This window comes from Arthrobacter sp. EM1, from assembly GCF_029964055.1.
Classification (GTDB): Bacteria; Actinomycetota; Actinomycetes; order Actinomycetales; family Micrococcaceae; genus Arthrobacter.
The window spans coordinates 2,348,426-2,375,370 of sequence record NZ_CP124836.1; the positions used below are offsets into that span (position 1 = coordinate 2,348,426).

Annotated in this window: 25 protein-coding genes, 1 other RNA gene and 1 riboswitch; of the genes, 16 read left to right on the forward strand and 10 right to left on the reverse strand. The window is 65.8% G+C overall.

All coding sequences use genetic code 11. The features are described from left to right. Positions 1-39: 39 nt before the first annotated feature. The 3 genes from QI450_RS10840 to QI450_RS10850 all read right to left on the reverse strand — a co-directional run bounded on the left by QI450_RS10840 (position 40) and on the right by QI450_RS10850 (position 4,235). Positions 40-1,107 (reverse strand): hemolysin family protein, encoded by a 1,068-nt coding sequence (locus tag QI450_RS10840; protein ID WP_226774421.1) that lies wholly within the window; start codon positions 1,105-1,107, stop codon positions 40-42. Then, positions 1,104-2,441, reverse strand: a complete 1,338-nt coding sequence (locus QI450_RS10845) for a hemolysin family protein (RefSeq protein ID WP_282468007.1) — start codon at positions 2,439-2,441, stop codon at positions 1,104-1,106. The genes QI450_RS10840 and QI450_RS10845 overlap by 4 nt, the downstream gene beginning before the upstream one ends. 324 nt (positions 2,442-2,765) lie before the next feature. Continuing rightward, a complete protein-coding gene (locus QI450_RS10850) occupies positions 2,766-4,235 on the reverse strand; it encodes a GuaB1 family IMP dehydrogenase-related protein (RefSeq protein ID WP_226774420.1) in 1,470 nt (489 codons plus the stop codon). A gap of 326 nt (positions 4,236-4,561) precedes the next feature. Here QI450_RS10850 and QI450_RS10855 point away from each other — a divergent pair, with 326 nt between their 5' ends. From QI450_RS10855 to QI450_RS10870, 4 genes are all read left to right on the forward strand, one after another. Next, positions 4,562-8,410: a multifunctional oxoglutarate decarboxylase/oxoglutarate dehydrogenase thiamine pyrophosphate-binding subunit/dihydrolipoyllysine-residue succinyltransferase subunit gene (locus tag QI450_RS10855; RefSeq protein WP_226774419.1), complete on the forward strand. Its 3,849-nt coding sequence runs from the start codon at positions 4,562-4,564 to the stop codon at positions 8,408-8,410. Between the two features lie 134 nt (positions 8,411-8,544). Then, complete coding sequence (locus QI450_RS10860; protein WP_226774418.1) at positions 8,545-9,144, forward strand: GDSL-type esterase/lipase family protein; 600 nt, start codon at positions 8,545-8,547, stop codon at positions 9,142-9,144. Between the two features lie 129 nt (positions 9,145-9,273). Further along, a complete protein-coding gene (locus tag QI450_RS10865; protein WP_226774417.1) occupies positions 9,274-10,101 on the forward strand; it encodes a DUF4097 family beta strand repeat-containing protein in 828 nt (275 codons plus the stop codon). Beyond that, complete coding sequence (locus QI450_RS10870) at positions 10,101-10,721, forward strand: PadR family transcriptional regulator (protein WP_253032402.1); 621 nt, start codon at positions 10,101-10,103, stop codon at positions 10,719-10,721. Before QI450_RS10865 ends, QI450_RS10870 begins: the two co-directional genes overlap by 1 nt. Positions 10,722-10,983: 262 nt before the next feature. Here the strand turns inward: QI450_RS10870 and rsrA are convergent, their stop codons facing one another. Beyond that, positions 10,984-11,244 (reverse strand): mycothiol system anti-sigma-R factor, encoded by a 261-nt coding sequence (rsrA, locus tag QI450_RS10875; protein WP_226774415.1) that lies wholly within the window; start codon positions 11,242-11,244, stop codon positions 10,984-10,986. Beyond that, complete coding sequence (locus tag QI450_RS10880; RefSeq protein ID WP_309485686.1) at positions 11,241-12,089, reverse strand: sigma-70 family RNA polymerase sigma factor; 849 nt, start codon at positions 12,087-12,089, stop codon at positions 11,241-11,243. Before QI450_RS10880 ends, rsrA begins: the two co-directional genes overlap by 4 nt. A 335-nt stretch (positions 12,090-12,424) precedes the next feature. Here QI450_RS10880 and QI450_RS10885 point away from each other — a divergent pair, with 335 nt between their 5' ends. From QI450_RS10885 to QI450_RS10940, 12 genes are all read left to right on the forward strand, one after another. Next, positions 12,425-12,940, forward strand: coding sequence for a DoxX family protein (locus QI450_RS10885; protein ID WP_226774413.1), 516 nt, complete (start codon positions 12,425-12,427; stop codon positions 12,938-12,940). Positions 12,941-12,947: 7 nt separating this feature from the next. Next, positions 12,948-14,378 (forward strand): 3-phosphoshikimate 1-carboxyvinyltransferase, encoded by a 1,431-nt coding sequence (gene aroA / locus QI450_RS10890; RefSeq protein WP_226774412.1) that lies wholly within the window; start codon positions 12,948-12,950, stop codon positions 14,376-14,378. Beyond that, positions 14,362-15,477 carry a ribosome small subunit-dependent GTPase A gene (locus tag QI450_RS10895; protein ID WP_282360453.1) on the forward strand — a complete coding sequence of 372 codons (1,116 nt, stop codon included), beginning with the start codon at positions 14,362-14,364 and terminating at the stop codon, positions 15,475-15,477. The genes aroA and QI450_RS10895 overlap by 17 nt, the downstream gene beginning before the upstream one ends. A 52-nt stretch (positions 15,478-15,529) precedes the next feature. After that, entirely contained in the window at positions 15,530-16,342 is an 813-nt protein-coding gene (hisN, locus tag QI450_RS10900) for a histidinol-phosphatase (protein ID WP_226774409.1), read from the forward strand. A gap of 106 nt (positions 16,343-16,448) precedes the next feature. After that, a riboswitch (SAM riboswitch) is annotated at positions 16,449-16,562 on the forward strand. A gap of 34 nt (positions 16,563-16,596) precedes the next feature. After that, the gene (locus tag QI450_RS10905) at positions 16,597-18,075 is read left to right on the forward strand and encodes an aminotransferase class V-fold PLP-dependent enzyme (protein WP_226774408.1); all 1,479 of its coding nucleotides are present in this window, start codon (positions 16,597-16,599) and stop codon (positions 18,073-18,075) included. Positions 18,076-18,199: 124 nt separating this feature from the next. After that, positions 18,200-18,958 (forward strand): class I SAM-dependent methyltransferase, encoded by a 759-nt coding sequence (locus QI450_RS10910; protein ID WP_226774407.1) that lies wholly within the window; start codon positions 18,200-18,202, stop codon positions 18,956-18,958. A gap of 171 nt (positions 18,959-19,129) precedes the next feature. Then, positions 19,130-20,416, forward strand: a complete 1,287-nt coding sequence (locus QI450_RS10915; protein ID WP_282360455.1) for an Nramp family divalent metal transporter — start codon at positions 19,130-19,132, stop codon at positions 20,414-20,416. Positions 20,417-20,432: 16 nt separating this feature from the next. Next, entirely contained in the window at positions 20,433-21,146 is a 714-nt protein-coding gene (locus QI450_RS10920) for a metal-dependent transcriptional regulator (protein ID WP_226774406.1), read from the forward strand. Positions 21,147-21,175: 29 nt separating this feature from the next. Next, positions 21,176-21,634: a CrcB family protein gene (locus tag QI450_RS10925; protein WP_226774405.1), complete on the forward strand. Its 459-nt coding sequence runs from the start codon at positions 21,176-21,178 to the stop codon at positions 21,632-21,634. Then, a complete protein-coding gene (locus QI450_RS10930; RefSeq protein ID WP_226774404.1) occupies positions 21,631-22,008 on the forward strand; it encodes a CrcB family protein in 378 nt (125 codons plus the stop codon). The genes QI450_RS10925 and QI450_RS10930 overlap by 4 nt, the downstream gene beginning before the upstream one ends. 61 nt (positions 22,009-22,069) lie before the next feature. Then, on the forward strand, positions 22,070-22,441 hold the full coding sequence (locus tag QI450_RS10935) for a hypothetical protein (RefSeq protein ID WP_226774403.1): 372 nt from the start codon (positions 22,070-22,072) through the stop codon (positions 22,439-22,441). A gap of 47 nt (positions 22,442-22,488) precedes the next feature. After that, entirely contained in the window at positions 22,489-22,623 is a 135-nt protein-coding gene (locus tag QI450_RS10940; protein ID WP_256446742.1) for a hypothetical protein, read from the forward strand. Positions 22,624-22,732: 109 nt separating this feature from the next. Here the strand turns inward: QI450_RS10940 and ssrA are convergent. From ssrA to ftsE, 5 genes are all read right to left on the reverse strand, one after another. Further along, positions 22,733-23,101: a transfer-messenger RNA gene (gene ssrA / locus QI450_RS10945) on the reverse strand. Positions 23,102-23,242: 141 nt separating this feature from the next. After that, positions 23,243-23,713 carry an SsrA-binding protein SmpB gene (gene smpB, locus QI450_RS10950; RefSeq protein ID WP_226774402.1) on the reverse strand — a complete coding sequence of 157 codons (471 nt, stop codon included), beginning with the start codon at positions 23,711-23,713 and terminating at the stop codon, positions 23,243-23,245. A 108-nt stretch (positions 23,714-23,821) separates the two neighbouring features. Then, on the reverse strand, positions 23,822-25,246 hold the full coding sequence (locus QI450_RS10955; protein WP_226774401.1) for a M23 family metallopeptidase: 1,425 nt from the start codon (positions 25,244-25,246) through the stop codon (positions 23,822-23,824). 25 nt (positions 25,247-25,271) lie between these two features. Beyond that, entirely contained in the window at positions 25,272-26,186 is a 915-nt protein-coding gene (ftsX, locus tag QI450_RS10960) for a permease-like cell division protein FtsX (RefSeq protein ID WP_226774400.1), read from the reverse strand. After that, positions 26,183-26,941, reverse strand: coding sequence for a cell division ATP-binding protein FtsE (gene ftsE / locus QI450_RS10965; protein ID WP_226774399.1), 759 nt, complete (start codon positions 26,939-26,941; stop codon positions 26,183-26,185). The genes ftsX and ftsE overlap by 4 nt, the downstream gene beginning before the upstream one ends. Positions 26,942-26,945: the final 4 nt, after the last annotated feature.

Here is a 26,945-nt window from a genome sequence, read left to right on the forward strand (position 1 = left end):
CCTAAATAGGAATGATTCCTATTTAGGGATACCCGAAGCCTACTGCTGGTCCTGGCCCAGCCGTCGGTAGCCGGTCGCCTGGGTGGCGTCTCGGATCTCCCCGACCAACTGCTCAATAACGTCCTCGAGGAACAGCACACCCTGGGTCAGGCCATCCGGTCCGATCACGCGCGCCAGATGCGACCCGGTGCGCTGCATCACGGACATGGCCTTCTCGATTTCGTCGCTCATCGCCAGGTTAGCCAGGGACCGGATATGGCTCTCAGCGATGGGCAGGTGGTACGCGGCGTCCGGGATGGACAGCACGTCCTTGATGTGCAAATAGCCGGAGAGCATACCGTCGTCGTCGAGCATCGGAAAGCGGGAAAAACCGGTGCGGCTGACTGACTTCTCAAACTCCGCCGGCGTGGTGTTCGCCTTCAGCATCACCAGCTTGTCGAGCGGGACCATCACATCCGAGGCCGTGTGTTCAGAGAACTCCAACGCCCCGGTGATCAGCCCGGCGTCATCGTCCACCAGCCCATGGCGGGTGGATTCCTGCACGATCGACTGGACCTCCTCGAGTGTAAAGGACGACGTGATCTCATCCTTCGGCTCGATCCGCATAAGTTTCAGGATGTGGTTGGCCGCCCAGTTGAGCGCCACGATCACCGGTTTCACGAGTCGCGCGATGAAAATCAGCGGCGGGGCCAGCAACAAGGCTGCACGGTCCGCCACCGAGACCGAAATGTTCTTCGGGACCATCTCACCGATGGTGACATGCAGGAAAGTAACCAACAACAGCGCGACGGCGAACGCGACGATGTCGGCGATCTCCACCGGAATGCCCACGGCCTCCAGCGGCACTGCCATCAGGTGGTGGATGGCCGGCTCGGCCACCTGCAGGATCAGCAGCGAACACACCGTGATCCCGAGTTGCGCGCAGGCAAGCATCAACGAGACGTTTTCCATCGCCAGCAGGGTGGTCTGCGCCCGTTTGGATCCTGCCTCGGCGAGCGGCTCAATCTGGCTTCGGCGCGCGGACATAACTGCAAACTCCGCGCCCACGAAAAAAGCGTTGCCCAGCAGCAGGACAATGAGCCAGAGGATTCCTGCCCAGTCGCTCATGCGGCACCTACCTGGCCGCGGGAGTGCTCCTCGCGGTGCACCGGGACGGGCTTGAAGCAGATCCGATCAATCCTGCGCCCGTCCATGCGGGTCACAGCCAAGGTGCCCCCCACGACGTCGACGGTGTCCCCCACAGCGGCAATCCTGCCCAGCTGGCTCATAACGTAGCCTCCCACCGTTTCGTAGGCAGACTCATCGGGCACGGTCAGGCCCGGGATCTGTTCGGAGAGTTCATCGGGACGAAGCAGGCCAGGGAAGTACCAGTCGCCCGAGGCGCTCTGCAACAGGCCGGGACGGACCTTGTCGTGTTCATCGGCCACTTCCCCGACGATTTCCTCGACAAGGTCCTCCAGCGTGGCGATACCGGCGGTCCCGCCGTACTCATCCAGGACAACGGCCAGCTGCAGGTTGCCTTCGCGGAGTTCCGCCAACAGGGCATCAAGGTGGATGGTTTCCGGAACCCGGAGCACATCAGTCATGATGGCGCCCGCCTCCAGCTTGGCGCGCCGGTCCGCGGGAACGGCAATGGCTTTTTTGATGTGCACCACGCCGCGGATGTCATCCGATGACTCGCCGATAATCGGGAACCGGGAGTATCCGGTGCGGCGTGCGGCTTCCACGATGTCCGAGACCGGCTGGTGGCCGTCGATTGTCTCGATCCTGATGCGCGGGGTCATTACGTCCGCCGCAGTCCGGCCCGAGAACTTGAGCGTCCGGTCGATGAAGTTGGCGGTGCCGGCGTCGAGGGTGCCCATCGCCGCCGAGCGGCGCACGAGGGAGGCCAGCTCGGCCGGAGTCCGCGCACCCGAAATCTCTTCCTTGGCTTCCAGGCCGAAAATATTCAGGACCTTGTTGGAGAAGCCGTTGAGCACCACGATGGCGGGCCTGAAGATCGCCGTGAAAATCAGCTGCGGACGGGCCAGTGCCTTGCCGACCTGGAAGGACAGCGCAATTGCCATATTCTTCGGGACCAGCTCGCCGATCAGCATGGACAGCAGGGTCGCGAAGGCCATCGCCAGGACCAGGGACACCGAGGACGCTGCCGCCGCCGGCAATCCCAGGGCAGCCAGCGGAGCTTCGAGCAGCTTGCCCACCGATGGCTCCATCACGTAGCCGGTGAGCAGGGTGGTGATGGTAATGCCCAGCTGGCAGCTGGAGAGCTGGGTGGACAGGGACTTGAGGCATCGGAGCAGTGGCGCCGCGGCGGTATCGCCGTTGTCCACGGCCCGCTGGACCGAGGCCTGGTCCAAGGCAACAAGGGAGAATTCAACGGCTACAAAAAAGCCGGTACCGAGGATGAGCAGCAAGCCTGCTGCGAGAAGTAGCCACTCCATTTAGCGGCCTGCTTCCGGGGCTGCACCGCGGGAGGGTCCCGGCGGAGGATGGTCGGCCGGGACCGACCCTGTTTCCTGGAACGACCGGGTGCCCCTGAAGGCCTGTGGCTGGCGTGCCGCCGGAGAATGGTGGGAGCGTGAACGGGGTTTGCCGGCTCTTCGGGTCAACTGCGCGGGAAGGGTTTCCGTTCCCCGCTGACAGCCCCCAGGCCGGCACCTAGATTTACTGTCCATAAGGATTTCAGTCTACAGGAACGCCTGCGTCCGCCGCCGACGCGGCGACCCCGGATGGGGCACCGGCCGTTGCCCGCGCCGTCGGCACGGCTACCAGCTCTGCGGGACCGGACGGCCTTCCTCGTAGCCGGCGGCGGACTGGATGCCAGCTACGGCGCGTTCCCGGAACGAGGCAAGATCGGCAGCTCCGGCATAGCTCATCGAGCTGCGCAGCCCGGCCGTGATCATGTCCAGCAGGTCCTCAACGCCGGGCCGGGCCGGATCGATAAACATCCGGGAAGTGGAGATCCCTTCTTCGAAGAGGGCCTTGCGGTCCTTTTCGAAGGCGCCCTCGCGCTGGTTGCGGTTCTGCACGGCACGTGCGGACGCCATGCCGAAGCTCTCCTTGAACTGCCGGCCGCCGGCGTCCTGCTGCAGATCCCCCGGGCTTTCGTGCGTCCCGGCGAACCAGGACCCGATCATCACCTGGCTTGCCCCGGCAGCCAGTGCCAGCGCCACGTCGCGTGGGTACCGGACACCGCCGTCGGCCCAGACACGTCCGCCCGCGGCCCGCGCGGCGGCCGAGCACTCCAGCACGGCCGAGAACTGCGGTCGGCCCACGGCCGTCATCATGCGCGTTGTGCACATGGCACCCGGGCCGACCCCGACCTTCACGATGTCCGCGCCGGCCCGGATGAGTTCCCGGGTTGCCTCAGCCGTGACCACGTTCCCCGCCACCACGGGCACACCGGGGTTGAGTCCCTTAACCGCGGCCAGGGCGTCAAACATCTTCTGCTGGTGCCCGTGGGCGGTGTCAAGAACCAGCACATCGACGCCGGCGGCGAGCAGTTCCGCTGCACGCCCGGCAACGTCACCGTTGATTCCGACGGCGGCGGCGACTTTTAGCCGGCCGCGCGCGTCCAGCAGCGGCCGGTACAAGGTCGAACGCAGCGCGCCCTTCCGAGTGAGCGCCCCGGCAAGGACACCGTTCCGCTGCACTGGCGAAAAGTCGCTGCCGGCGGCGTCCATGGCGTCGAAAGCGCGGCGCAGACCCGACCCCGCCCCGGCGCCGCCGTCGGGCGCGTCCTCCAGCAGGGCAGCGTCCAGCACCAGCGGCTGGACGCGCATGACCGAGGAGAGCGAGGCGAATCGGTCCTGGCCTTCGAAGTCCGCGGCCCGGACGATGCCGGTCACGGCCCCCGCATCGTCGACCACCATAATGGCCCCGTGCGGACGTTTGCCCATCAGATGCAGTGCGTCGATGACTGTACTGGACGGCGAGAGTGTCACGGGGGTTTCCAGGACGGGATGGCGTTCCTTGATCCAGGCCGCCACGTCACGGATCACGTCGAGCGGCACGTCCTGGGGCAGGACCGCCAGCCCGCCGCGCCGCGCCATGGTCTCCGCCATGCGCTTGCCGGTCACTGCAGTCATGTTGGCCGCGACGAGGGGAATCGTGGAGCCCGTGCCGTCATCCGCCGAGAGGTCCACATCCAGCCGGGACGTGACCTCCGAACGGGACGGCACAAGAAAGAGGTCCGAGTAGGTCAGGTCAGTGGTGGGCTCGGTCAGAAAACGCACGGCTGCTCCTTAGGTAGGCATTCCGGTGCTGAACGGGTTCTCCCTGCGATTGTATCGAGGCTTTTGAACGGCCGCGGACCCCGCCCTTCCCGGCGCTCCGACGCCACGCGGCGGTCGGCCGGAGGCCCCGGGAGGACTGGATTGGGTGACGCGGAGACGCGTTGAGTCGACTCGATGATTTGAGTCACCCTTATTGGCGGTTTGGCGAGAATCGTCACTAGACTGGCATGGGTCTGGGTTCACTGGACGCGGAGACTGGTTCAATCGCCGTGCTGACGCACCGTGACACCAGTGGGAATCAAACTCATGGAAGAGGCGTAATTCAAGTGCCAGAGCAGCCTAGCCACCGTCTACCAGAGGAATTTGGCGGAAACGAGTGGCTCGTTGACGAACTGTACGAGCGTTTTCAGCAGGACAAGAACACCGTGGACGCCAAATGGTGGCCCTTGTTCGAATCCTTCGACGCCGGAGACAGTTCCGTCACCAACGGGGCCTCGGGCGCAGCGACAGTTGCGCACCCCGCCACCCGCGAACTTCCTGTTGTAGCCCACGTTGCGACGACGGCAGCGCAGCCGTCCGCAGCCCCGGCGGCCGCACCCGCTCCGGCGGCCGCACCCGCTCCGGCGGCCGCACCCGCCCCGGCGGCCGCACCCGCGACGGCCGTGGCGCCTGCAGCCGCGAAGAAAGCCCCGGCAACCGTCGCCCGCGACGGCTCCAAAACATCGGAGGCCGGCCCCGGCGCGGCGCCCATCCCGGCTCAGCTGCCGAAGAACGTCAAGGCGCCGACGGCCCCCGAGGAAGACGTGGTATCCGTCCTTCGCGGCCCGGCCAAGGCCATCGCCACCAACATGATCACCAGCCTCGAAGTTCCGACCGCCACCAGCGTCCGGGCGATTCCCGCGAAACTGTTGATCGACAACCGCGTGGTCATCAACTCCAACCTGGCCCGCGCCCGTGGCGGCAAGGTTTCGTTCACGCACCTGATCGGCTACGCGGTCATCCGCGCCTTGGCCCAGTTCCCCTCGATGAACGTCTACTACGACGAGGTCAACGGCAAGCCCGTAGCCGTGCAGCCGGCGCATGTGAACTTTGGCATCGCCATCGACATGCCGAAGCCCGACGGCAGCCGCCTGCTGATGGTGCCGAACATCAAGAAGGCGGAGACACTCAACTTCTCCGAGTTCTGGCACACCTACGAGGACCTGATCAAGCGTGCCCGCGCCGGCAAGCTGACCGCTGACGATCACTCCGGCACCACGGTGTCGCTGACCAACCCCGGCGGCATCGGAACGGTGCACTCGGTGCCGCGCCTGTCCAAGGGCCAGGCTGCCATCATCGGTGTCGGCGCGCTTGACTACCCGGCGGAATTCCAGGGCGCCAGCGCGAAGATTATCGCCCAGAACGCCATCAGCAAGGTCCTGACGCTGACCTCCACCTACGACCACCGTGTCATCCAGGGCGCCGGCAGCGGCGAGTTCCTGAAGCTCGTGCACCAGCTCTTGCTGGGCGCGCAGAACTTCTACGATGACATCTTCGAATCCCTGCGCATCCCCTATGAGCCGGTGCGCTGGAGCCCGGACCTCCAGGTGGACCCGGCCGACGAAATCAACAAGGTCGCCCGGATCCAGCAGCTGATCCACGCCTACCGGGTGCGCGGCCACCTGATGGCCGACACCGATCCGCTGGAATATGTCCAGCGCAAGCATCCGGACCTTGACGTCCTCACCTACGGCCTCACGCTGTGGGACCTGGACCGCGAATGGCCCACCGGCGGTTTCGGCGGCAAGCCGATGCTCGCCTTCCGAGACATCCTCGGTGTGCTCCGCGACGCCTACTGCCGCACCACGGGCATCGAATACATGCATATCCAGGACCCCGAAGAGCGCAAGTGGTTCCAGGACCAACTGGAGCACCCATACTCCAAGCCGAGCCGTGACGAACAGCTGCGCATCGTCTCCAAGCTCAACGCCGCCGAGGCTTTCGAGACGTTTCTGCAGACCAAATTCGTTGGCCAGAAGCGCTTCTCGCTGGAAGGCGGCGAGTCGCTGATCCCGCTGCTGGACGCCATCATCTCCGATGCGGCTGAGGACGAACTCGACGAAGTGGCAATTGGCATGGCCCACCGCGGCCGGCTCAACGTGCTTACCAACATTGCCGGGAAGACCTACGCCCAGGTTTTCCGCGAATTTGAAGGAACCCAGGACCCGCGCTCCGTGCAGGGGTCCGGCGACGTCAAGTACCACCTCGGAACCGAGGGCAACTTTACCTCGGACAACGGCAAGCAGACCAAGGTCTACCTTGCTGCCAATCCGTCCCACCTTGAGGCCGTGGACTCCGTCCTTGAAGGCATTGTCCGGGCCAAACAGGACCGCCTCGATCAGGGCGAGGCTTTCCCCGTCCTGCCGATCATGGTGCATGGCGATGCTGCCTTCGCCGGCCAGGGCGTGGTCGCGGAAACGCTGAACCTTTCCCAGCTGCGCGGCTACCGCACCGGCGGCACCATCCACATCGTGGTCAACAACCAGGTCGGATTCACCACCGCCCCGTCATCGTCGCGTTCCTCCACCTACTCCACGGACGTCGCCAAGATGATCCAGGCGCCGGTGTTCCACGTCAACGGCGATGACCCCGAAGCAGTGGTCCGGATCGGGCAGCTCGCCTACGAATTCCGGCAGCGGTTCCACAAGGACGTTGTCATCGACATGGTCTGCTACCGCCGCCGCGGCCACAACGAGGGCGACGACCCCTCGATGACCCAGCCGCTGATGTACAACCTGATCGAAGCCAAGCGTTCGGTCCGCAAGCTGTACACGGAATCGCTGATCGGCCGCGGCGACATCACCGAAGAAGAAGCCGAACAGCTGCTGCGCGACTACCAGGAACGGCTGGAGCGCGTCTTCGCCGAAACCCATGCAGCGCAGACTTCCCCGATTCCGATTATCACTGCCGATTCCGCCGCGGTGTCCGATCTGGAGCGTCCCATGGCCCAGCAGTCCGATTCCGGTATCAACGCCCCGGCGTCGACCGCAATCTCCGCTGCGACACTGGCACGCATCGGCAAAGCGCACGTTGATATCCCCGAGGGCTTCACCGTCCACGCCAAACTCAAGCAGTTGCTGGAGAAACGTGAAGCGATGTCCCGTGAAGGCGGCATCGACTGGGGCTTCGGGGAGCTTGCGGCGTTCGGCTCTCTCATTATGGAAGGTGTTCCCGTCCGCCTCGCCGGGCAGGACTCGCGCCGCGGCACATTCGTGCAGCGTCACGCCGTCTTCCACGACCGCGCCAACGGCGACGAGTGGCTGCCCCTGGCACACCTCTCCGAGGACCAGGCCAAGCTGTGGATCTACGACTCCCTGCTCTCGGAATACGCGGCGATGGGCTTCGAATACGGCTATTCGGTGGAACGACCGAACGCCTTGGTGCTGTGGGAAGCGCAGTTCGGTGACTTCGTCAACGGCGCGCAGACCATCATCGATGAGTTCATCTCCTCGGCCGAACAGAAGTGGGGCCAGCGTTCCTCGCTTGTGCTGATGCTGCCGCACGGCTACGAAGGCCAGGGGCCGGACCACTCCTCCGCCCGGATCGAGCGGTTCCTGCTGATGTGCGCCGAAGAGAACATGGTCGTGGCAAACCCCACCACCTCCGCTTCGCACTTCCATCTGCTGCGCCGGCAGGCGTACAGCCGGCCGCGCAAACCGCTGATCATCTTCACACCGAAGCAGCTGCTCCGGCTCAAGGCCGCAGCGTCTTCGGTCGAGGATTTCACCACGGGCGCCTTCCGGACCGTCATCCCCGAGCATGAGCAGCTCCCGGCCGACGCCGTCGAGCGTGTCCTGCTCGTCTCCGGCCGCCTGTACTACGATCTCCTGTCCACACGGCAGAAGACCGGTGACAAGACCACAGCGATCGTCCGCGTTGAGCAGCTTTACCCGCTGCCCGCCGCCGAGATTGCCGCCGAACTTGCCAAGTACCCGAACGCCGAAGTTGTCTGGGCGCAGGACGAGCCCGCGAACCAGGGGCCGTGGCCCTTTATCGGCCTGAACCTTCCCGACGCCCTGGAGCGCCGGGTGCGCCTCATTTCCCGTCCCGCCTCGGCTTCCACGGCGGCAGGATCGATGAAGCGCCACGCGGCCGAGCAGGATGCTCTGCTCAAACAGGCGTTCGCACGTAAGTAAGGTCATCGCTGCCCGGCCGGAGGTGCACCTACACAACTCCGGCCGGGCACCGGTGTTTAACCGGCGGTGTCCCCCGCCATCACGGATGGTCCCGGGGAACGGTTTATTGGACGCTCTGGAGTGAAGAGGTAGTCGTGGAAGATCGAAAGCTGCGGATCGCAGCCGTTGGCGATGAAATGCTGGCCGGGCTGGGTGATCCCCGCGCACTGGGCTGGCTGGGCCGGGTGCTGGCGCGCACGCCGCAGGACGGGTTGTCCCTGGAATGCTATTCCCTCCCCTGCCCGCAGGAAGGCACCGAAGGGCTGGCAGCCCGTTGGCTCGCGGAAGCCGGCCGGCGCTTCAACGACCACTGCGAAAACCGCCTCGTAATTGGACTCTCCGGCCGGGATGTCGAATTTGGGCTCTCGACTGCCCGGAGCCGGCTCAACCTCGCCAACATCCTGGACGCGGCCTCGCAGAACAAGATCGAGGTCTTTATCGTGGGCCCGCCGCCAACATTGGATCCCGCGCAGAACCGCCGGCTCGGCGAACTGAACACCGCATTTGCGGACGTCACCACCCGGCGCAAGCACCTCTACGTCGACACCTTTTCGCCGCTGCTCAATCACGAGCAGTGGCGCCAGGACCTGGCCGCGAACGGCGGCACCCCCGGCCAGGCCGGCTACGGCCTGATGGCGTGGCTCGTGCTGCACCGCGGCTGGTTCCAGTGGCTGGGGATTGACGCGCCGGCGTAGCCGCCGGTATCCGTCCCCGGGAAAACTCCGCGATATATCTTGACCGTGCCAGGACGGCGATATATCGTGACTTATGAGTCACGATATATCGCAACTATCCGCACGAAGTATCGCCCTCCTGGAGGAGCCATGACAGAGAACAACTGGACCGTCACCGGTCCGCAGACCATCGACGTCGACGGCGTCAGCTCGCTTAAGCTCGGCATCGTCCGGGGACGCTTCGACATCGTCACCCATGATGAGCCCGTCACCCGAATCGAAGTATCCGAGGTCCATGGCGACCCGCTGGCGATCAGCCTCGTGAACGGCCGCCTCGAGGTCCGCCACCAGCTGCACGGGCCGCAGGGGTGGTTCAAGAACCTTATGGGGACCGTCAACAACAGCAGCAGCAACTCGCTGGTCATCAGCATCGCCGCGCCGGCCGGGATCGACATTGAGGCCGGGACCGTCAGCGGCGACGGTATGGTCTCCGGGGTCAGCGGGCACACCCGGCTGAACACGGTCTCCGGTTCCGTGCTGGCCGACGGCACCGCCGGGGACCTCTCACTCAACACCGTCAGCGGCGAAGTGATCGCCCGCAACCATCGCGGCGTGCTGACGGCCAAGAGCGTCTCGGGCGAGGTCACGGCCTCGGGTGACCTCAGCAATATCCGCGCCAACACCGTAAGTGGCGACCTCAATTTCGACCTGCACGGCTTCGCCCAGGACTTTGGTGCCAATTCAGTCTCCGGAGACGTCACCATCCGGCTCCCGCAGGATGTCGGCGTGGACATCATTGCCAAGTCCGCCAGCGGCACCATCGTCATTGACGACCAGAAGTACAATCAGCCAGGAGGCACGGTCCAGACCATCGCCGGCCCGGACACCCAACTTATGCTGGTCCGGACCAATTCAGTGTCCGGCAGGACGTCGATCTTCCACGGCCTGCCCGGCGCGGACACCGTACAGGAACGCTGATGCCCCCGGTCTTCGCCCACGGGGCCCTGCGGCTCTATCTGCTGGCACTGCTGGAATCGGGTCCGAAGCACGGCTACGAGCTGATCAAGGCGCTCAGCGAACGTTTCGGCGGAACCTACTCCCCCAGCGCCGGAACGATTTATCCGCGGCTGGGCAAGCTGGAGGAGGAAGGGCTGGTGGACACCCACAGCGAGGGACGCCGTACCTACTACAGCATCACCCCGGGCGGACTCCTGGAGCTGGAGCGCCGGCGGGACGAACTTGCAGGCGTGGAAAAAGATATCAGCGCGTCCGTCCGGCGGCTGGCCGACAACCTGCGGCAGGACATCAAGGTCAACATGCGCGGCCTCCGGGCCGAGCTGGCTGCAACGGCCGAGGCCGCGCGTTCCTCGGCCCGCGCAGCTGGCTCAACAGTTGCCGCGTTGGCCGGGCAGCGCTACTCACCGGAAGGCGACACCCGACTGCGGGAGGCCGAGATGCTGGTGCAGGCCTTCCGCGACGACGTCCGGGTGGAACTGCGCCGCCACGGCGGACGGCACCCGATCACGCCGGTGACGCTGGAGACTGTCAAGACGGTACTGGACCAGGCACGGATCTCCATCCGCAATTCCCTCGAGTGATCCGCCCGCCCCGCCGGTTCGCGGCGGGTGCCCCGATGTGGGAGACTTGAGGGCAGCTCTTTTGAGTACCAAAAATTAAGGAGGCCAGCTATGAGCAAACGTGCACGTAAACGTCGTGACCGTAAGCGTGGCGGCGCGAACCACGGCAAGCGCCCCAACGCCTAAGCAAAGCTTGGAATGACAGCTTTAGACGAATGACCCCGGAACCTCACGGTTTCCGGGGTCATTCGTTTTTGGCGGTCGAGCCGAACCTTGGGCCCGGTCAGGCCTCAACCGGGTTGCTCGAGTGGATCCGGTCCAGGATCGCGTTCTTGAGGTTTTCCGGGGCTGCCTCGCTGCAGGAACGCTTCACCATGACCCTGATGACACATTCGAGGTCGTACTGCTCAAAACATTCCGGGCAGCCGTCCAAGTGGTCCTTGATTTCGGCGATGTCATCGTGGGTGAGGGCACCGTCGAGGTACTCGTAGATACGTTGCATCCGGGTGTCGTCGCAGTCGCCCAGTCCCTGGCAGTCGCTCATTTCCTGTTCTCCTGTTTGTCGCTTCCGGCAGCCGCGATTGCATCTGCAGCCCTGAATCCGCGCTCGGCGGCGTAGTCGCCGAGCATATCCCGCAGCAGCTTCCGGCCGCGGTGCAGGCGGGACATCACGGTCCCGATCGGCGTGTTCATAATTTCTGAAATTTCCTTGTACGCGAATCCCTCGACGTCGGCAAAATAGACCGCCAGCCGGAACTCCTCCGGAATGGACTGCAGCGCCCGCTTCACATCCGAGTCCGGCAGGTGGTCGAGGGCCTCGGCTTCGGCCGACCGCAGACCCGAGGACGTATGCGACTCGGCCCGGGCCAGCTGCCAGTCCTCAATGGTGTCCGAGTTGGACTGCAGGGGCTCGCGTTGGCGCTTGCGGTAAAGATTGATGTAGGTATTCGTCAGGATGCGGTAAAGCCAGGCCTTCAAGTTGGTGCCGGGCTTGTACTGATGGAACGCGGAGAAAGCCTTGGTGTACGCCTCCTGGACGAGATCCTCGGCGTCGGCGGGGTTTCGGGCCATCCTCATGGCCGCGGAGTACAGCTGGTCAACATACTGCATGGCGTCGCGTTCGAACCGCGCCCGGCGTTCCTGCGTCGTTTCAGTCGCAGTGTCCAGCGCCTGACCGTCCACGATCGTCTCCCGGGCCGCCGCGTCCAGCCCGGCGTCAATCTCCGGGGCAGCCCCTGACGGTGCGCCAGCAGGACTGGCGGCGGGTGGCTTGGCGGGTGTGGCACCGTTTCCGGCGACCGTGTGCTTGGCCGTGACGGCCGGATCCATGGTGCTCATTGCCCCCAAGTCTACTGTGAGAGTGCGGCGGCCGTCCCGGCCTGCCGGCATGGTTGCCTGCTGCAGGGCATCAGCCCACAACTGCCCGCCTCCTAACGCCGGTTTCCCGCTGGTCGCCAAGAGACTGTTCCATAACGGCGTATCCTTCACCAGAACCATAGTTCCGCCTTCCTGCGCCACGACTGACTCGTTTGCCCGTGGCACCGTGTTCCAGCCCGTCGTTCCGGGCCGATCTGACTTTCGCTGAACCTACATCCAGCCCTAAACCAGGGCCTGGAATCTGCTATTGACAACCCCGCCCGGCGGGCAAATATTCCACAAAAGTGCAAGACTAGAACCGGTTCTCCCGCTTCATTCCCGCGGTCCGCCCACCCAGGAGGAATTTCATGTCGTTTGTCCGCTTTCTCGCCCGGCCCATGCTGGCGTCCAGTTTCGTCCTTGCCGGGCTGGACAAGCTCAAGAACGCGGATGACACCGCCACGCAGCTCTCACCCCTGCTGCGCCGCGCGGCGGAGTCCCTGCCGTTCCAGACCAGCGAAAAAGTCCTCGCCCGGGTCATCGGCGGCACCCAGGTCGGGGCCGGCCTTATGTTTGCCCTCGGCAAGTCGGCACGTCTGGCCGCAAGCATCCTGGCTGTCATCTCGGCGCTCAACAGCTACGTCGAATGGCGCAGCGCGGACATCACCTCCACTGAGGGCCGCAACGCCCGCCGCAAGCAGCTGCTCAAGAACGTCTCACTGACCGGCGGCGTCCTGCTCGCCGCAGTCGACACGGACGGCCGTCCCAGCCTGGCCTGGCGGGCTGAGCACCTTGCGGCCGATGTCCGGAAGAGCACCGGCAAACAGATGAAAAAAGCCGACAAGGCCGTACGCAAAGCCGTAGACCACACCGTCGGAGCCTAAAGCAGCAATGACCGGCACCACCCCCACAGCAGCCGCACACCCCCTGCCGGCGAACGCTGCCGCCCTCTGGCCGGCGCCCTTCGCCGGACACCCGGTGGACGCAACAGTCACCGTTCCGGGGTCCAAGTCCCTGACCAACCGCTATCTCGTGCTGGCCGCCCTCGCGGACGGGCCCTCACGGCTCCGGGCTCCGCTGCACTCCCGGGACTCCGCCCTGATGATCGCGGCGCTGCGGCAACTCGGGGCCCGGATCACGGAAGTGCCCGGCGACGGCGATTTCGGCCCGGACCTGGCCATCACGCCCATCAGCCAGGCGGCAGCCGGGGGGACGGGAGTGGTGGACTGCGGGCTGGCGGGGACGGTTATGCGGTTCGTGCCGCCCCTCGCGGCCCTGCGCCCGGGGCTGACGCTGTTCGACGGAGATCCGCACGCGCGCGAGCGCCCAATGGGCCCCATCATCGAAGCCCTCACCGGGCTGGGCGTCAGGGTCAGCGCGCCCGACGGAGGCCCGGCATCCTCGCTGCCGTTCACCGTCGACGGCGCGGCCGCCGTGCGCGGCGGCCACCTCGTTATTGACGCCAGCGCGTCCTCGCAGTTTGTGTCCGCACTGCTCCTGGCCGGGTCCCGGTTTGTGGACGGACTGCACCTCGAACACCAGAGCCACGAACACCCAGGGATGCCCGTTCCCAGCCTTGACCACATCACCATGACCGTCGCCGTGCTGCGCGGAGCCGGGGTAGCCGTTGACGATTCCCGCCCAAACCACTGGGTTGTCTCGCCCGGACCCATCCGGGCCTTTGACGTCAGGATCGAACAGGACCTTTCCAACGCCGGTCCGTTCCTGGCGGCGGCCCTGGCCACCCGAGGCACCGTCCGCATCCCGAACTGGCCGGCCCCGACGACGCAGGTCGGCGATATGTGGCGCAGCGTGCTAGCGGAGATGGGGGCCACCGTGTCGCTCACCGACGGTACCCTGACCGTCACCGGCGGCCCGGAGCTCACCGGCGGGAACTTTCACGAGACCAGCGAACTTGCCCCCACTGTCGCCGCACTCTGCGCGCTAGCCAGCGGTCCCTCCCGGCTCAGTGGCATCGCCCACCTCCGCGGGCACGAAACGGACCGGCTGGCCGCCCTTGTGGCGGAGATCAACCGGCTCGGCGGAGACGCGGAGGAGACCTCTGATGGCCTCATCATCCGGCCCGCCCCGCTGCACGGCGGCGTCGTCCGCAGCTACGCCGACCACCGTATGGCCACGGCCGGCGCCATCCTCGGCCTGGCCGTAGCGGGCGTCGTTGTCGAGGATATTGGGACCACGGCTAAGACCATGCCCGACTTCCCGCAACTGTGGGAGTCCATGCTTGGCCTCAGCGCAGGAAACACGCCTCCCGCAGGGGCCTCCCCGGCAGAGAAGGACGCCTTCGGTGGCACGCAGCACTGATTCCTGGGACGAATCCGACGCCCGGATCCGCCCCAACAAAAAAGGCACCCGGCCCCGCACCAAGGACCGGCCCAGCCACGACGATGCCGTGACCGGGCGGATCATTACCGTTGACCGCGGACGCTACACCGCCGTCGTCGCCGAAGGCACGGGGGCAGAACGGAAGATCATCGCCGCCCGCGCCCGCGAACTGCGCCGCAACCCGGTAGTGGCCGGCGACTTCGTTTCGTTGGTCGGCGACGTCAGCGGCGAGCCCGACACCCTGGCCCGGCTGGTCAGGATCCAGGACCGCAGGACCCTGCTGCGGCGCAGCGCCGACGACACGGACCCGATCGAGCGGGCCGTCGTCGCCAACGCCGACCAGTTGGTGATCGTGGTGGCGGCCGCCAATCCCGAGCCGCGGACCGGGTTTATCGACCGCGCCCTGGTGGCCGCGTACGACGCCGGGATCGATCCGCTGCTGCTTGTCACCAAAGCCGACGTCAAGGATCCTGCCGAGCTCCTCGCCAACTACCAGCACCTTGCTTTCCCGGTGATTATTTCCAAGACGGCGGACTCCGCCGCCTCGGGCATCGATGCCCGCTCCGATGACGGGCTCTCCGCCCGGCTGGACAAGGACGCCGTCGCACAGCTGCGCGCCTACCTCGACGGGAAGGTCACCGTGATGCTGGGCCATTCCGGCGTCGGCAAGTCCACCATGGTTAACGCCCTGACCGGCGCCGAACGCGCCACCGGCGGTGTCAACGCCGTGACCGGGCGCGGCCGCCACACCTCATCCTCCGCGCTGGCCCTCAAAGTCAACGATGCGCCGGCGGGGAGCTGGATCATCGACACCCCGGGCATCCGCTCCTTCGGGCTCGCCCATGTGGACCCGGACCGGATCCTGCGGTCCTTCCCCGACCTCGAGCCCGGCACCGACGACTGCGAACGGGGCTGCAAGCACGATTCCAGCGCCGTCAACTGCGGCGTGGACGCCTGGGTGGCCTCCGGCCAGGCAGGAGAATCCGGTCCGGCCAGGCTCGCCTCACTGCGCCGTTTGCTCGGGACAGACCCGCGGTTGGAAGCCCAGGACGTTAAGGAACTGGGCACCGTCTCCTAGCAGACCGCGGCGCCTACCGCTTCCCTGCCCGCTTTGACGGTAGTTTGGAAGCATGAGTCAACCCGCTTCGAGCTACAACGACGACCTGCGCCTTGCCCATGTCCTGGCAGATTCCGTAGATGCCCAGACCATGAGCCGCTTCAAGGCGCTCGACCTTCGGATCGAGACGAAGCCGGACCTGACGCCGGTCACTGACGCCGATAAATCCGCCGAGGAGGCCATCCGTGGCCAGCTGTCGCGGTCCCGGCCCCGCGACGCCGTGCTCGGGGAGGAGTTCGGCAGTTCCGGCCACGGCTCCCGCCGCTGGATCATCGACCCGATTGACGGGACCAAAAACTTCGTCCGCGGCGTCCCGGTCTGGGCGACGCTGATCGCCCTCGTCGATGAGGGCGAGCCGGTAGTCGGCGTTGTCAGTGCCCCGGCGCTGGGAAAGCGCTGGTGGGCGGCAAAAGGCGCCGGTGCGTACATGGGCCGTTCACTGGCGGCCGCAACCCGGCTGAAGGTCTCCAACGTCGCGAGCCTGCCGGATGCCTCGCTGTCATATTCCAGCCTGGGAGGTTGGAAGCAGCGCGGCAACCTTGACGAGTTCCTGGGGCTCACCGAAGAGGTGTGGCGGACCCGCGCCTACGGCGACTTCTGGTCCTACTGCCTGGTGGCGGAAGGTGCCGTTGATATCGCCTGCGAACCCGAACTCAACCTCTACGACATGGCCGCGCTGGTTCCGATCGTCACCGAGGCCGGCGGCCGCTTTACCTCCCTCGAAGGAGAAGACGGTCCCTTCGGCGGCAACGCCCTCGCGACCAACTCCATTCTGCACTCCGAAGTCCTCAAGCGTCTGAACCCCGGGCTGGACGACCTGCTGTAAGCGCGTCCGGCGCCGTTCGGCAGCTTCGGTACCGGACCGTCACAAAGGACTTCACAATCCTGCCCTGCCTTTTCCACGGAAGCCGGCATGGCCTAGGCTCGAACCAGGTCACGAGTGCCAGCGCTAAACCCCGGTTTGCTGGCCGGCAACCCTCCATTCGCGGCGGGGTGCCCCGGGTGACGACCTGGCCGGTCCGGAACGGACCCGGCAAGCGCGGATCCCCGGTGCGTGGGGTCCTTTTCGAGCGAGGCCCCATGACGACTGCCACCATTCCTGCCGGCGCCGAGGTTCAGGCCAAGACCGGTCCGGCACATCCCGATCCGCGGTTCGCCGTTGCCCGCCGGCCGCTGGCCGCGGTGACCGGCGCCGAGATCCAGGCGCCTCTCATCCAGGGCGGACATGTCCGCTACGCCAACCTGGACTACGGTGCCTCGGCTCCGGCGCTGTCCGTGGTCTCGGCCTACCTCAACGAGATCCTGCCGTTCTACGCCAGCGTCCACCGCGGCGCCGGCTATGCCTCCCAGATCAGCACCTCGGTCTACGAGAACGCCCGCGGGATTGTCCGCGACTTCGTTGGCGGCCGGCCGGACGATGCGGTGATCTTCACCAGGAACACCACCGATTCGCTGAACCTGCTGGCCGGCTGCCTGCCGGTCGTCGACGGCGAGCATACCGGCGAGGTGCTCTACCTCGACATTGAACACCATGCCAACCTCCTGCCCTGGCAGCGGGTACCCCACCGCAGCGTCATTGCCGCCCCCACCCTCGCGGCCACCCTGGAGCTGCTCCGCCAGGAACTCGCCCACGGCGGCGTCAGCCTGCTTGCCGTGACCGGGGCCTCCAACGTCACCGGCGAGATCCTGCCAATCCGCGACCTGGCAGCGCTGGCGCACGACTACGGCGCCCGGATCGTCGTCGACGCCGCCCAGTTGGCCCCGCACCGGCGGATCAACGTCTCCACGGACGACCTCGACTACATCGCCTTCTCGGGGCACAAGCTCTACGCACCCTTCGGTGCCGGCGTCCTGATCGGGCGTCCCGACTGGCTCGACGCCGGCATCCCGCACCTCGCGGGCGGCGGGGCCGTCCAGGACGCCCGGATCGATGCTGTCAGCTGGACCACGGGACCCGCCCGGCATGAGGGCGGATCCCCGAACGTGCTCGGCGCCGCCACCCTGGCCCGGGCCGCGCAAATCATCGCCGGGCTGGACGCGGACCAGTGGCACGCGCACGAGAACGCCATCCGGTCCTTCCTGGTGGAAGGCCTCGCCCGGATCGACGGTGTGACGGTCCACCAGATCTTCTCCGACAGCGGTACCTTCGACGCGGCTGCAGGGCCGGGGGCGGGCACCGGGTCACAGACCCCTCCCGGCGCCGGCACCATCGGCGTCGTCAACTTCTCGGTGGAAGGCTACGACGCGGGCCTGGTGGCAGCCTACCTGTCCGCCGAGCACGGTATGGGGCTGCGCGACGGCAGGTTTTGCGCGCATCCGCTGCTCCGGCGGCTTGGCCTGCCCTCGGGGTCGCTGCGGGCAAGCTTCGGTTTGGGCTCCAGGCTTGATGACGCCCAGCGGCTGCTCACCGGAGTCCGGGAGCTGCTCGGGAACGGCCTCGGCTGGGACTACGTGGTGGACGCAGGCCGCTGGGTACCGTCCAACGACACCCGCAGCTACCCGCACTGGGCCCCCAATACCCCCGGCACGGCCGGGGCGGCGCCCTGCACGCTGGACTAACGGCCGCCGGTGCGGCGGCGCTGGCTCCGGCGGCGCCGGCAGACACGGCCCCTGCAAACGCGGCCCCTGCCCGGTGCGGTAAATTCACAAGGTACGTACCCGGACCTGCCGAAGGAGATCAAACGTGGCACGCGGCGGACCCAAGCTGCCCCAGGGGCGGCGCCAGGAGCTGGGGCACAGCTTTCAGGACGGCGGGGAACACTACGACCGCGTCCGGCCCGGGTATCCCGAGGAATCGGCTGGCTGGCTGATCCCCGGCGGCGCAGCGGATGCCGCGGACCTCGGCGCCGGAACCGGGAAATTCACGGCGCTGCTGGTCGGGCGCGGCCTGCGCACGGTGGCAGTGGACCCATCCGCGGACATGCTGGAACAGCTGCGCCGGGCGCTTCCCGGGGTCACCGCCGTCGAGGGTACCGCGGAGCGGACGGGGCTGCCCGACGGTGCTTTCGACGTGGTGACAGTCGCCCAGGCCTGGCATTGGTGCGATCCGCTTCTGGCCAGCACGGAAGTCGCCAGGATCCTCCGCCCGCACGGTGTCCTGGGGCTGATCTGGAACCAGCTGGACACGTCTGTTCCCTGGGTGCACCGGCTCTCGCGCATTATGCATGCCGGCGACGTGCACAAACCGCACTTCACACCGCCGCTGGGACCTGAATTTACGGGACTGGAGAGCCATCTCACCCGGTGGGAAGATCCGGTGCGCGGCGCAGACATCCTGGCGCTGGCGAAGTCCCGCAGCTACTACCTGGCGGCCGGCCAGGCCACCCGCACCAAGGTGCTGGGCAACCTCGACTGGTATCTGCACGAGCACCTGGGCCATCAGGGCGATGAAGTGATCCCGCTCCCCTACCTGACACAGAGCTGGCGGGCCGTGCGGTCCTGACACCGGCCGGAAAGGTCCTTTTGGAGCCGTCGACGTTGCCGCGGACAGCCACCGTGGCTTATGGTTTCGGTATGCCTAATAATTATTTGTAGGCGTTCGCAAACTTCGGCGCAGGCATCCACCCGCCGTTGCCGCCCGCGTCGACGGCGACGCACCTAGCAGGGGAGCCCAGTGCTGGACGTAACAGGACACGACGGCGCGGGACCGGCGACGGCCGCCCGGCCGAAGCCGGCCGGCCGCCGGGCCATGATCGGCCTGCTGGGGCCGGCATTTGTTGCCGCGATCGCCTACGTGGACCCCGGCAACGTGGCGGCCAACCTCACGGCCGGAGCGCAATACGGCTACTTGCTCGTTTGGGTCCTGGTGGCCGCCAACATTATGGCCGTGCTGGTGCAATACCAGTCCGCCAAACTCGGGCTTGTCACCGGCAAAAGCCTGCCGGAGATTCTTGGTGAGCGGCTGAAGCCGTTCTGGCGCCGGGCGTTTTGGGTGCAGGCCGAGATCGTGGCTGCTGCCACTGACCTTGCCGAGGTGGTGGGCGGGGCAATCGCGCTCTTCCTGCTCTTTGGACTGCCTTTGCCCCTTGGCGCCGTAATCGTCGGCGCCGTCTCCATGGGACTCCTCGCCGTGCAGGCCCGGAACAAGCAGCGGCCATTTGAGTTCATCATTATCTTCCTGCTCGGCATTATCACCATCGGGTTCCTGGCCGGCCTTTTTGTTAGCCCGCCTGATCCTGCCGGTGTGGCAGCCGGGCTGATCCCGGGCTTCCGGGGGCCCGAGACTGTGCTGCTGGCCGCGAGCATGCTCGGCGCCACGGTGATGCCGCACGCCATCTACGTCCACTCTGCACTGTCCAGGGACCGGCATCGTCCGGACCCGCACGTCCATGTTCCCGCCCCGGCCCTCGCCCGGCTGGTCAAGGCGACCCGCTGGGACGTGGTCGTCGCCCTGGCCTTCGCCGGTCTTGTGAACATCGGGATGCTGCTGCTGGCCGCATCGACCCTCGGCGGTGCGGACGGAACAGACACCATCGAAGGAGCCCATGCCGCCATCACCAGCAGCCTCGGACCCGTCATCGGCGTCATCTTCGCCGTCGGGCTGCTCGCCTCCGGACTGGCTTCCACGTCCGTTGGCTGCTACGCCGGCGGCTCAATTATGGAGGGGCTGCTCAAGATCCGGGTCCCCCTGATGCTGCGGCGCATCATCACCCTGGTACCGGCGGTGGTGCTGCTGAGCGTGGGTTTCGATCCTACCTGGGGACTGGTCCTGAGCCAGGTTGTCCTGAGCTTCGGAATCCCTTTTGTGCTGATCCCGCTGGTTGTCCTGACCAGTAACAAGTCGCTGATGGGCCGGTTCGCCGATGGAATGGCGCTTCGGATCGCAGCTGTCGTCAGCGTCATCCTGGTGGTCGCGCTTAACCTCGCACTGCTGTGGCTGACCTTCGCCAGCGCGGGCTAACGGTAGGCTGGATGCTGTGAAGACCAGCCTGCCCTCTTCCTCGATCGAGGACTATGTCAAGGTCATCTATTCCTTTACGGAGTGGCAGGACAGGCCGATCACCTCCACCCAGCTGGCACAACGCCTCGGCGTCGCCAACTCCTCGGTCTCCGAAATGGTCCGCAAGCTCAAGGACCAGGGACTCGTGGACCACCAGCCGTACAGCGCGATCACCCTCACCGCCGACGGTGTCCGGCTGGCGTTGTCCATGGTCAGACGGCACCGGCTCATCGAAACATTCCTGGTCCGGGAACTCGGCTACCGCTGGGACGAGGTTCACAACGAGGCCGAGCTGCTCGAACACGCCGTCTCGGACACCTTCATTGAGCGGATGGCAGCCAAGCTCGGGAACCCGCGGCGTGATCCGCATGGGGATCCGATTCCTGCCGCCGACGGCTCCGTCCTGATCCCGGTGGCGCACCGGATGAGCGAGCTCGACGATGGGCACACCGGCCGGATTACCCGGATCAGTGACGAAAACCCCGAGCTCCTGCGCTACCTTTCCGCGGAAGAAATCGACCTTGACGACGACGTCGAGGTGCTGGGGCGCAAGCCTTTCGGCGGCGCCCTGGTAGTTCGCATCGGCTCGGGCGCGGCCGGGCAGGAAGTGGATCTGGCCGAGGAAGTCGCCTCCGCCCTCTGGGTCCACAGTGACGTTGCCCATCCCGGCTGCAGCCTCGGGCGGTCCTGAGTGCGGGCCGAGTTGACCGGAGCCGGGGTATGAAACACACGGCGAAGTCGCTCCCCCGGACGGCGGGTGCGGCGCATGACCGGTCGCCGGGCTGGCATGCATGGACGGCCGTCGCCGTCGGCGGCCTGATCGGAACGGAGCTGCGCTACGGGGCCGGCCTGGTGTTCCCGGAATCCGCCGGGACAATCCCTTGGACCACCTTGGCGATCAACGTCCTCGGCAGTTTTGTGCTCGCGGCCCTCACCACCGTCTGGATCGCGCGGCCGAAGACGGCGTTCTGGCTGCGTGCCGGACTCGGACCCGGGTTGCTGGGGTCCTTCACTACGTTTTCGGCGGTGGTGTTCGCCCTGGACCAGCAGTTCAGGGCCGGTTTACAAACCAGCTCGCTGGTTTATCTGGGACTCTCACTCGTCCTGGGGCTCGGTGCGGCGGCCGCGGGGTGGAAGACCGGAAAGGCAATGGCTGATCTGACCGGCCGGGCATTATGATCACGGCACTGCTCGTCGGGGCCTTCGGTGTTGCCGGCGCCCTGCTGCGCTTCGCCGTCGACTCCTGGTTTGCTAACTCCTTCCCGGCCCGTCATTCCCACTGGCCCTGGACCACCCTCGCCGTCAACGTGACGGGTTCCTTTATCATCGGCGCGGCCATCGGCGGCACGGCACACTGGGGACTGGGGCCTGAGTGGCAGTCCGGCCTCGCGACGGGACTCGCCGGCGGCCTCACGACATTCAGCTCCTGGACCACCGCCACTGTCCGGCTTGCGAGCGAAAGCCGCTACCGCGCCGCCACCCTCAACGTCGCCGCCAACCTAATTCTCGGCCTCGCCGCAGCAGCGCTCGGGCTCTCCCTCACTGCCCTGTGACGAGCCTAACGCCGGCCTCCCGACTGCGATGACGGAGCATCCGATCCCGTATCGTTGAAGCATGGTTACCCGACGTGAAGCAGCCCAAGTCCTCGACATTCCGCTGGAAATGGCTCACCGTCACGGCATCCCGTCCCGGCTGAGCGAAACCGAACTCGGCGAACTCCTTGACAACCCGCCGCAGTGGCTGGTCCAGTCCAAGGCCAACCGGACCGGTAAACGCCCCGTCTGGGTCCAGCTTTCCTGTGCTGTCTGCGGCTTCTCCGAAGCGGCCCGGCCGAAGAAATGGTGGCCGGACTTCACCTACGTGTGCTGCGAACACCACGCCTCGTTTGAGCGTCCCGCAGCCGCTGCCGGCTTGGTCCGCAGCGAGTATGAGGGTGTGGGCAGCCGGTTCGTTGGAATCGTCGACGTCGCGGTGCCGGAGGCGTAGCTTTATCTTATGGGGCCATTCCGGCCCCGCTGTGAGGGAGCACCCGCATGCCTGACAAATCACCGCACCGGAGCATGGCCAAAAAGCCGGTGAAGACCATCAAGGAAAAACGGGCCGAGAAGAAGTCCAAAAACGTCGCGGAGACGCACGCGGACCCGGTATCGCACATCAAGAAGCACTGAGCGCAACCCGCCAGCCGGGCCGTGCAGGCAAAGCAAAAGGCCGGAAGCGTCAGCTTCCGGCCTTTTGTGTGGGACTTTACGGGGTGGAGCAACGTTTCCGGTGCTCCGATGGTGGAGATGGGGGGAATTGAACCCCCGTCCGATGTCGTGTTGTCAGGGCTTCTCCGGGCGCAGTTTGCGTTGGATTTTCTCGGCCCCAGCCACGCTACAAACAGCTGGCTGATCCGGGCCCAGTCATCAAAGAGTCCCGTTCACCCCGATGACGGGGGTAAACAGCAGTGGCTATCTAAATGACGCCAGGATCCGGGGCAATAGCAACCTCGGGCTGACGGACTGTCTTACTGCTTAGGCAGCGAGAGCGAAGTCAGTGCGTTTTGAATTGGCACTTATTGGTTTGCAGACAGCGTTTACGAGATAATTCTGCATCCTCGGCCCGCTTCACCTGTCGCGACTAACATCGTCGAAACCGATCATCCCCGTATTTTTTTATCAAACCAAGCTGCTATGTTGCCGAACCGTTTCCGTGCTGCTGAACCGGTACCGCACCATTGGCTGCCTGGCTATCAAGCATAACGCACGGCATCGCAGATTCATTCCACCAGGCCGGGGACGGCCACGGCTACCGCCGGTTCCGTTCGCGCATCACCCGCAGGGCCTCACGCTTGTCCTGCTGCTCGCGCAGGGTATGACGCTTGTCGTATTCCTTCTTACCGCGGGCTACGCCGATCTCCACCTTGGCCCGCCCATCCACGAAGTACAGCTGGAGTGGGACGATCGTGAAACCGGATTCGCGGATCTTGTGCGAGATCTTGGTGAGTTCGTCCCGGTGCAGCAGCAGCTTCCGACGGCGGCGTGCGGCGTGGTTGGTCCAACTCCCCTGGTGGTATTCGGGGATGTGGATGCTCTCCATCCACAGCTCGTCGTTGTAGAAGGTGCAAAAGCCGTCGACCATGGAGGCGTGGCCCTCCCGAAGGGACTTCACTTCCGTCCCCATCAGTGCGATTCCCGCCTCATAGGTATCGAGGATGTGGTAGTCGTGCCGGGCCTTGCGGTTGGTGGCCACTACCTTACGGCCACTTTCTTTCGGCACGGTAGAACTCCTTGAATCGACGGGTGTGCCGTACGCCGAAACGGCGCAGGCTTATGCCAGTTTACGGCAGAGCAGCAGCGCACCGGCAGGGCTTCCGCTCCGGGCGGATCAGAGCAGGTTCATCGGATCCACGGCTCGGCCGTTAAGCCAGGTCTCGAAGTGCGAGTGGCAGCCGGTGGAGTTGCCGGTGGTTCCCGAGTAAGCAATCAGCTGGCCCCGGCTGACCTGCTGGCCCGGCGAGACGACAACTGAGGTGTTGTGGTAATAGATGGTGGTCAGCGAGTTGCCTTGGATCACACCATGGGAGATCTTCACGTTGTTGCCACCGCCGTCATTGGCCCAGCCGGCGGAAAATACCGTTCCCGCCGCCGCGGCAAAGACCGGTGTGCCGCAGGCGGCGCCGAAGTCGATTCCGGTGTGCATATAGCCGCCCTGGCCGTAGAAGTCGATGGTCCCGGGGGGTGTCGAGCGCCAGCCGAAGCCGGAGGTGATCGGGACGCCATTGAGGGGATGCTGCAGGCCGAAGGCCGACGGGGATCCCTGGGGGGCAGGAACGTACGGTGCCGGCTTCGCCTGGGCCTGCCCCTGGGCGCGGGCGGCCGCGGCGGCAGCCTCCGCGGCCGCCTCGGCGATCCGGCGCTGTTCGGCTTCATAGGCCTCGCGCAGTTTGCGGTCGCGTTCGGCGATGTCCGCGGCAACGGCGTCCTGCTGGGACTTGACCTGGGCGAGTTGGGTCTGGATTCCGGGTTTGGCGGCCTGAAGTTCGGCGTCGATCCGGGTGGTGTCGGCGATGAGCTGGTCCACCTGGGCCTTTTTGGCCTCTGCCTCGCCGCGGGCTGCCTGTTCGCGGGCCAGCGCGGCATCAGCTTTGGCTTTAAGGTCCTTGATTTCGGCTTCCACCGCTTCGAGCCTGGCCTGGGAGTTGATGTTCGTGGCGTTCTGTTGGGTCAGCTTGTCCATGGCGGCGTTTTGGCTGCGCATCGCCTGGTCGGCCAGGTCAATGGTGTCCGTAAGGCTGCCGCCGTTGTTCGGGCCGAAAAACAGCGAAAGGTTGGACGGCACACCGCCGGACTTGTACGCCTGGGTGGCGATCTGCCCGATCAGTTTCTTCGTGTCGGTGATCTTCTGCTTGTCCGTCTCCAACTGCTGGGTGATCTTGGCTTTGTTTTGCTGCGCAAGGTCCACCCGGGCTGCGAGGGCCTCGGCTTCCTTGACCGCAGCTGCCACGCGGCCCTGGGCGTCGAGCAGGGCCTGTTGGGCACCGGGGAGCTGGCCTTGGTAAAGGACGAGGTCCGAGGCCGCCTGGGCGATCTTGGAGTCAACAAACTCCAGCGAGTGCTGAACCTTCGCCGCTTCCTCCCGGAGGGCTGCCTGCTGGTCTTCGAGGGAGTCGGCGACGGCCACCGGGGCCGAAGCTCCCATGGCCGCCACCAGAACCAGGGCTAGCGCGGCACTGACGATGCGGCTGCGGCGGCCGGCCACGGCTCGCCGGAGGGGAACCGGCTGCGGGCCGGTTCGGTGCATCGGTGTCATGGGGATCCCTTTTTCGTTGCGCACGCTAAACCTTCAGGTATCGACGAAGGGTTAGGAGCGATGATACGCCTGCCAGCAGCACGCCAAGGCCAATGAGGGCCGGTGCGAGCACCAGGGTTTGGCCCGCGGAGATAAACGCGGTGTCCGGATACTGCTTGGAGAGGTATCCGCCCAGGAAGAAGTGCGCCACGGCCCACAGTGTTCCCGAGGCCAGCGCCGCGCCAATCACTGCGGCTATCACGCCCTCCAGGATAAACGGCAGCTGGATCACTATTTTCGATGCCCCGACCAAGCGCATGATCCCGGTTTCCCGTCGCCTGCTGAAGGCGGAGAGCCGGATCGTGGTGGCGATCAGCAAGATGGCGCAGATGATCATCACGCCGGCGACGCTGACGGCCACGAGGGAGGCAGCGTTCATGACCGAGAAGAGCCGTTCGAGGAGCTGGCGCTGGTCGATCACGGTTTCCACACCGGCCTGCGATGAGAAGGTCTCGCTGATGATCTGGTACTTTTCCGGGTCCTTCATATTGATCCGGAAGGAGGCCGGGAGCTGGTCCGGCGTCACCGAGTCAACGATCGGGGAATTGGAAAACTGTTCCTTGAAGTGCCTGTACGCATCGTCCTTGGACTCAAACTGGAAGTCGTTGACGTACTGGGCAACGGCCGGCGATTCCAGCAGCTTGCCCAGGTTGGCCTGCTGTTCGGGGGTGGCGGGCCCGCTGGCGCAACTGGCCGCCGTCGAACCGTCGCTGCACAGGAAGATGGCGACCTGGACCTTGTCGTACCAGTAGCCCTTCATTTGGTTGATCTGCAGCTGCAGCATGCCAGCGGCGCCGACGAAAGTCAGGGACACGAAAGTCACCAGGATGACGGAGACCACCATGGAGAGGTTGCGGCGCAGGCCGCTGCCGATTTCGGCGAGGACGAATTGGAGCCTCACAGCTGGCCCTCCCCTTGCGGGTCCCGCCCGCTGGCGTCGCGCAGGCGGCGCGACTGTCCCACGACCGGGATCATGGAGGTGTAGAGCGCCTTGGCCTCATCGCGGATCACAACGCCGTTCTTGAGCTCGACGACGCGTTTGCGCATCTCGTTGACGATGTCGTCATCGTGCGTTGCCATCACCACTGTGGTGCCGTTCTGGTTGATCTTGTCCAGCACCCCCATGATGCCCATCGAGGTGGTGGGGTCCAGGTTGCCGGTCGGCTCATCGGCGAGCAGGATGCCGGGGCGGTTGACGACGGCGCGGGCGATCGCCACGCGCTGCTGCTCACCGCCGGAAAGTTCGTGTGGAAGGCGGTTTTCCTTGCCTTCGAGCCCGACGGTCTTGAGGACCTCGGGAACGGTGTCCCGGATGACGCTGCGGCCCTTGCCAATGACCTGCATCGCGAAGGCGACGTTGGCGAAGACAGTCTTTTGGGGCAACAGGCGGAAGTCCTGGAAGACGACGCCGATGCCGCGGCGGAGCCTGGGCACCCGCCAGCTGGAAATGTTGGCAACGTTCTGGCCGGCCACGTAGACGGCACCGGAGGAGGCACGGTCCTCTTTAAGGACAAGGCGCAGGAACGTCGATTTTCCGGAACCGGAGGCCCCGACGAGGAAGGCGAATTCGCCACGGTCGATCTCAAGGTTGATGGAATCCAGGGCGGGGCGCGCCTTCTGGTCGTAGACCTTGGTGACATTTTCGAAACGGATCATGGCC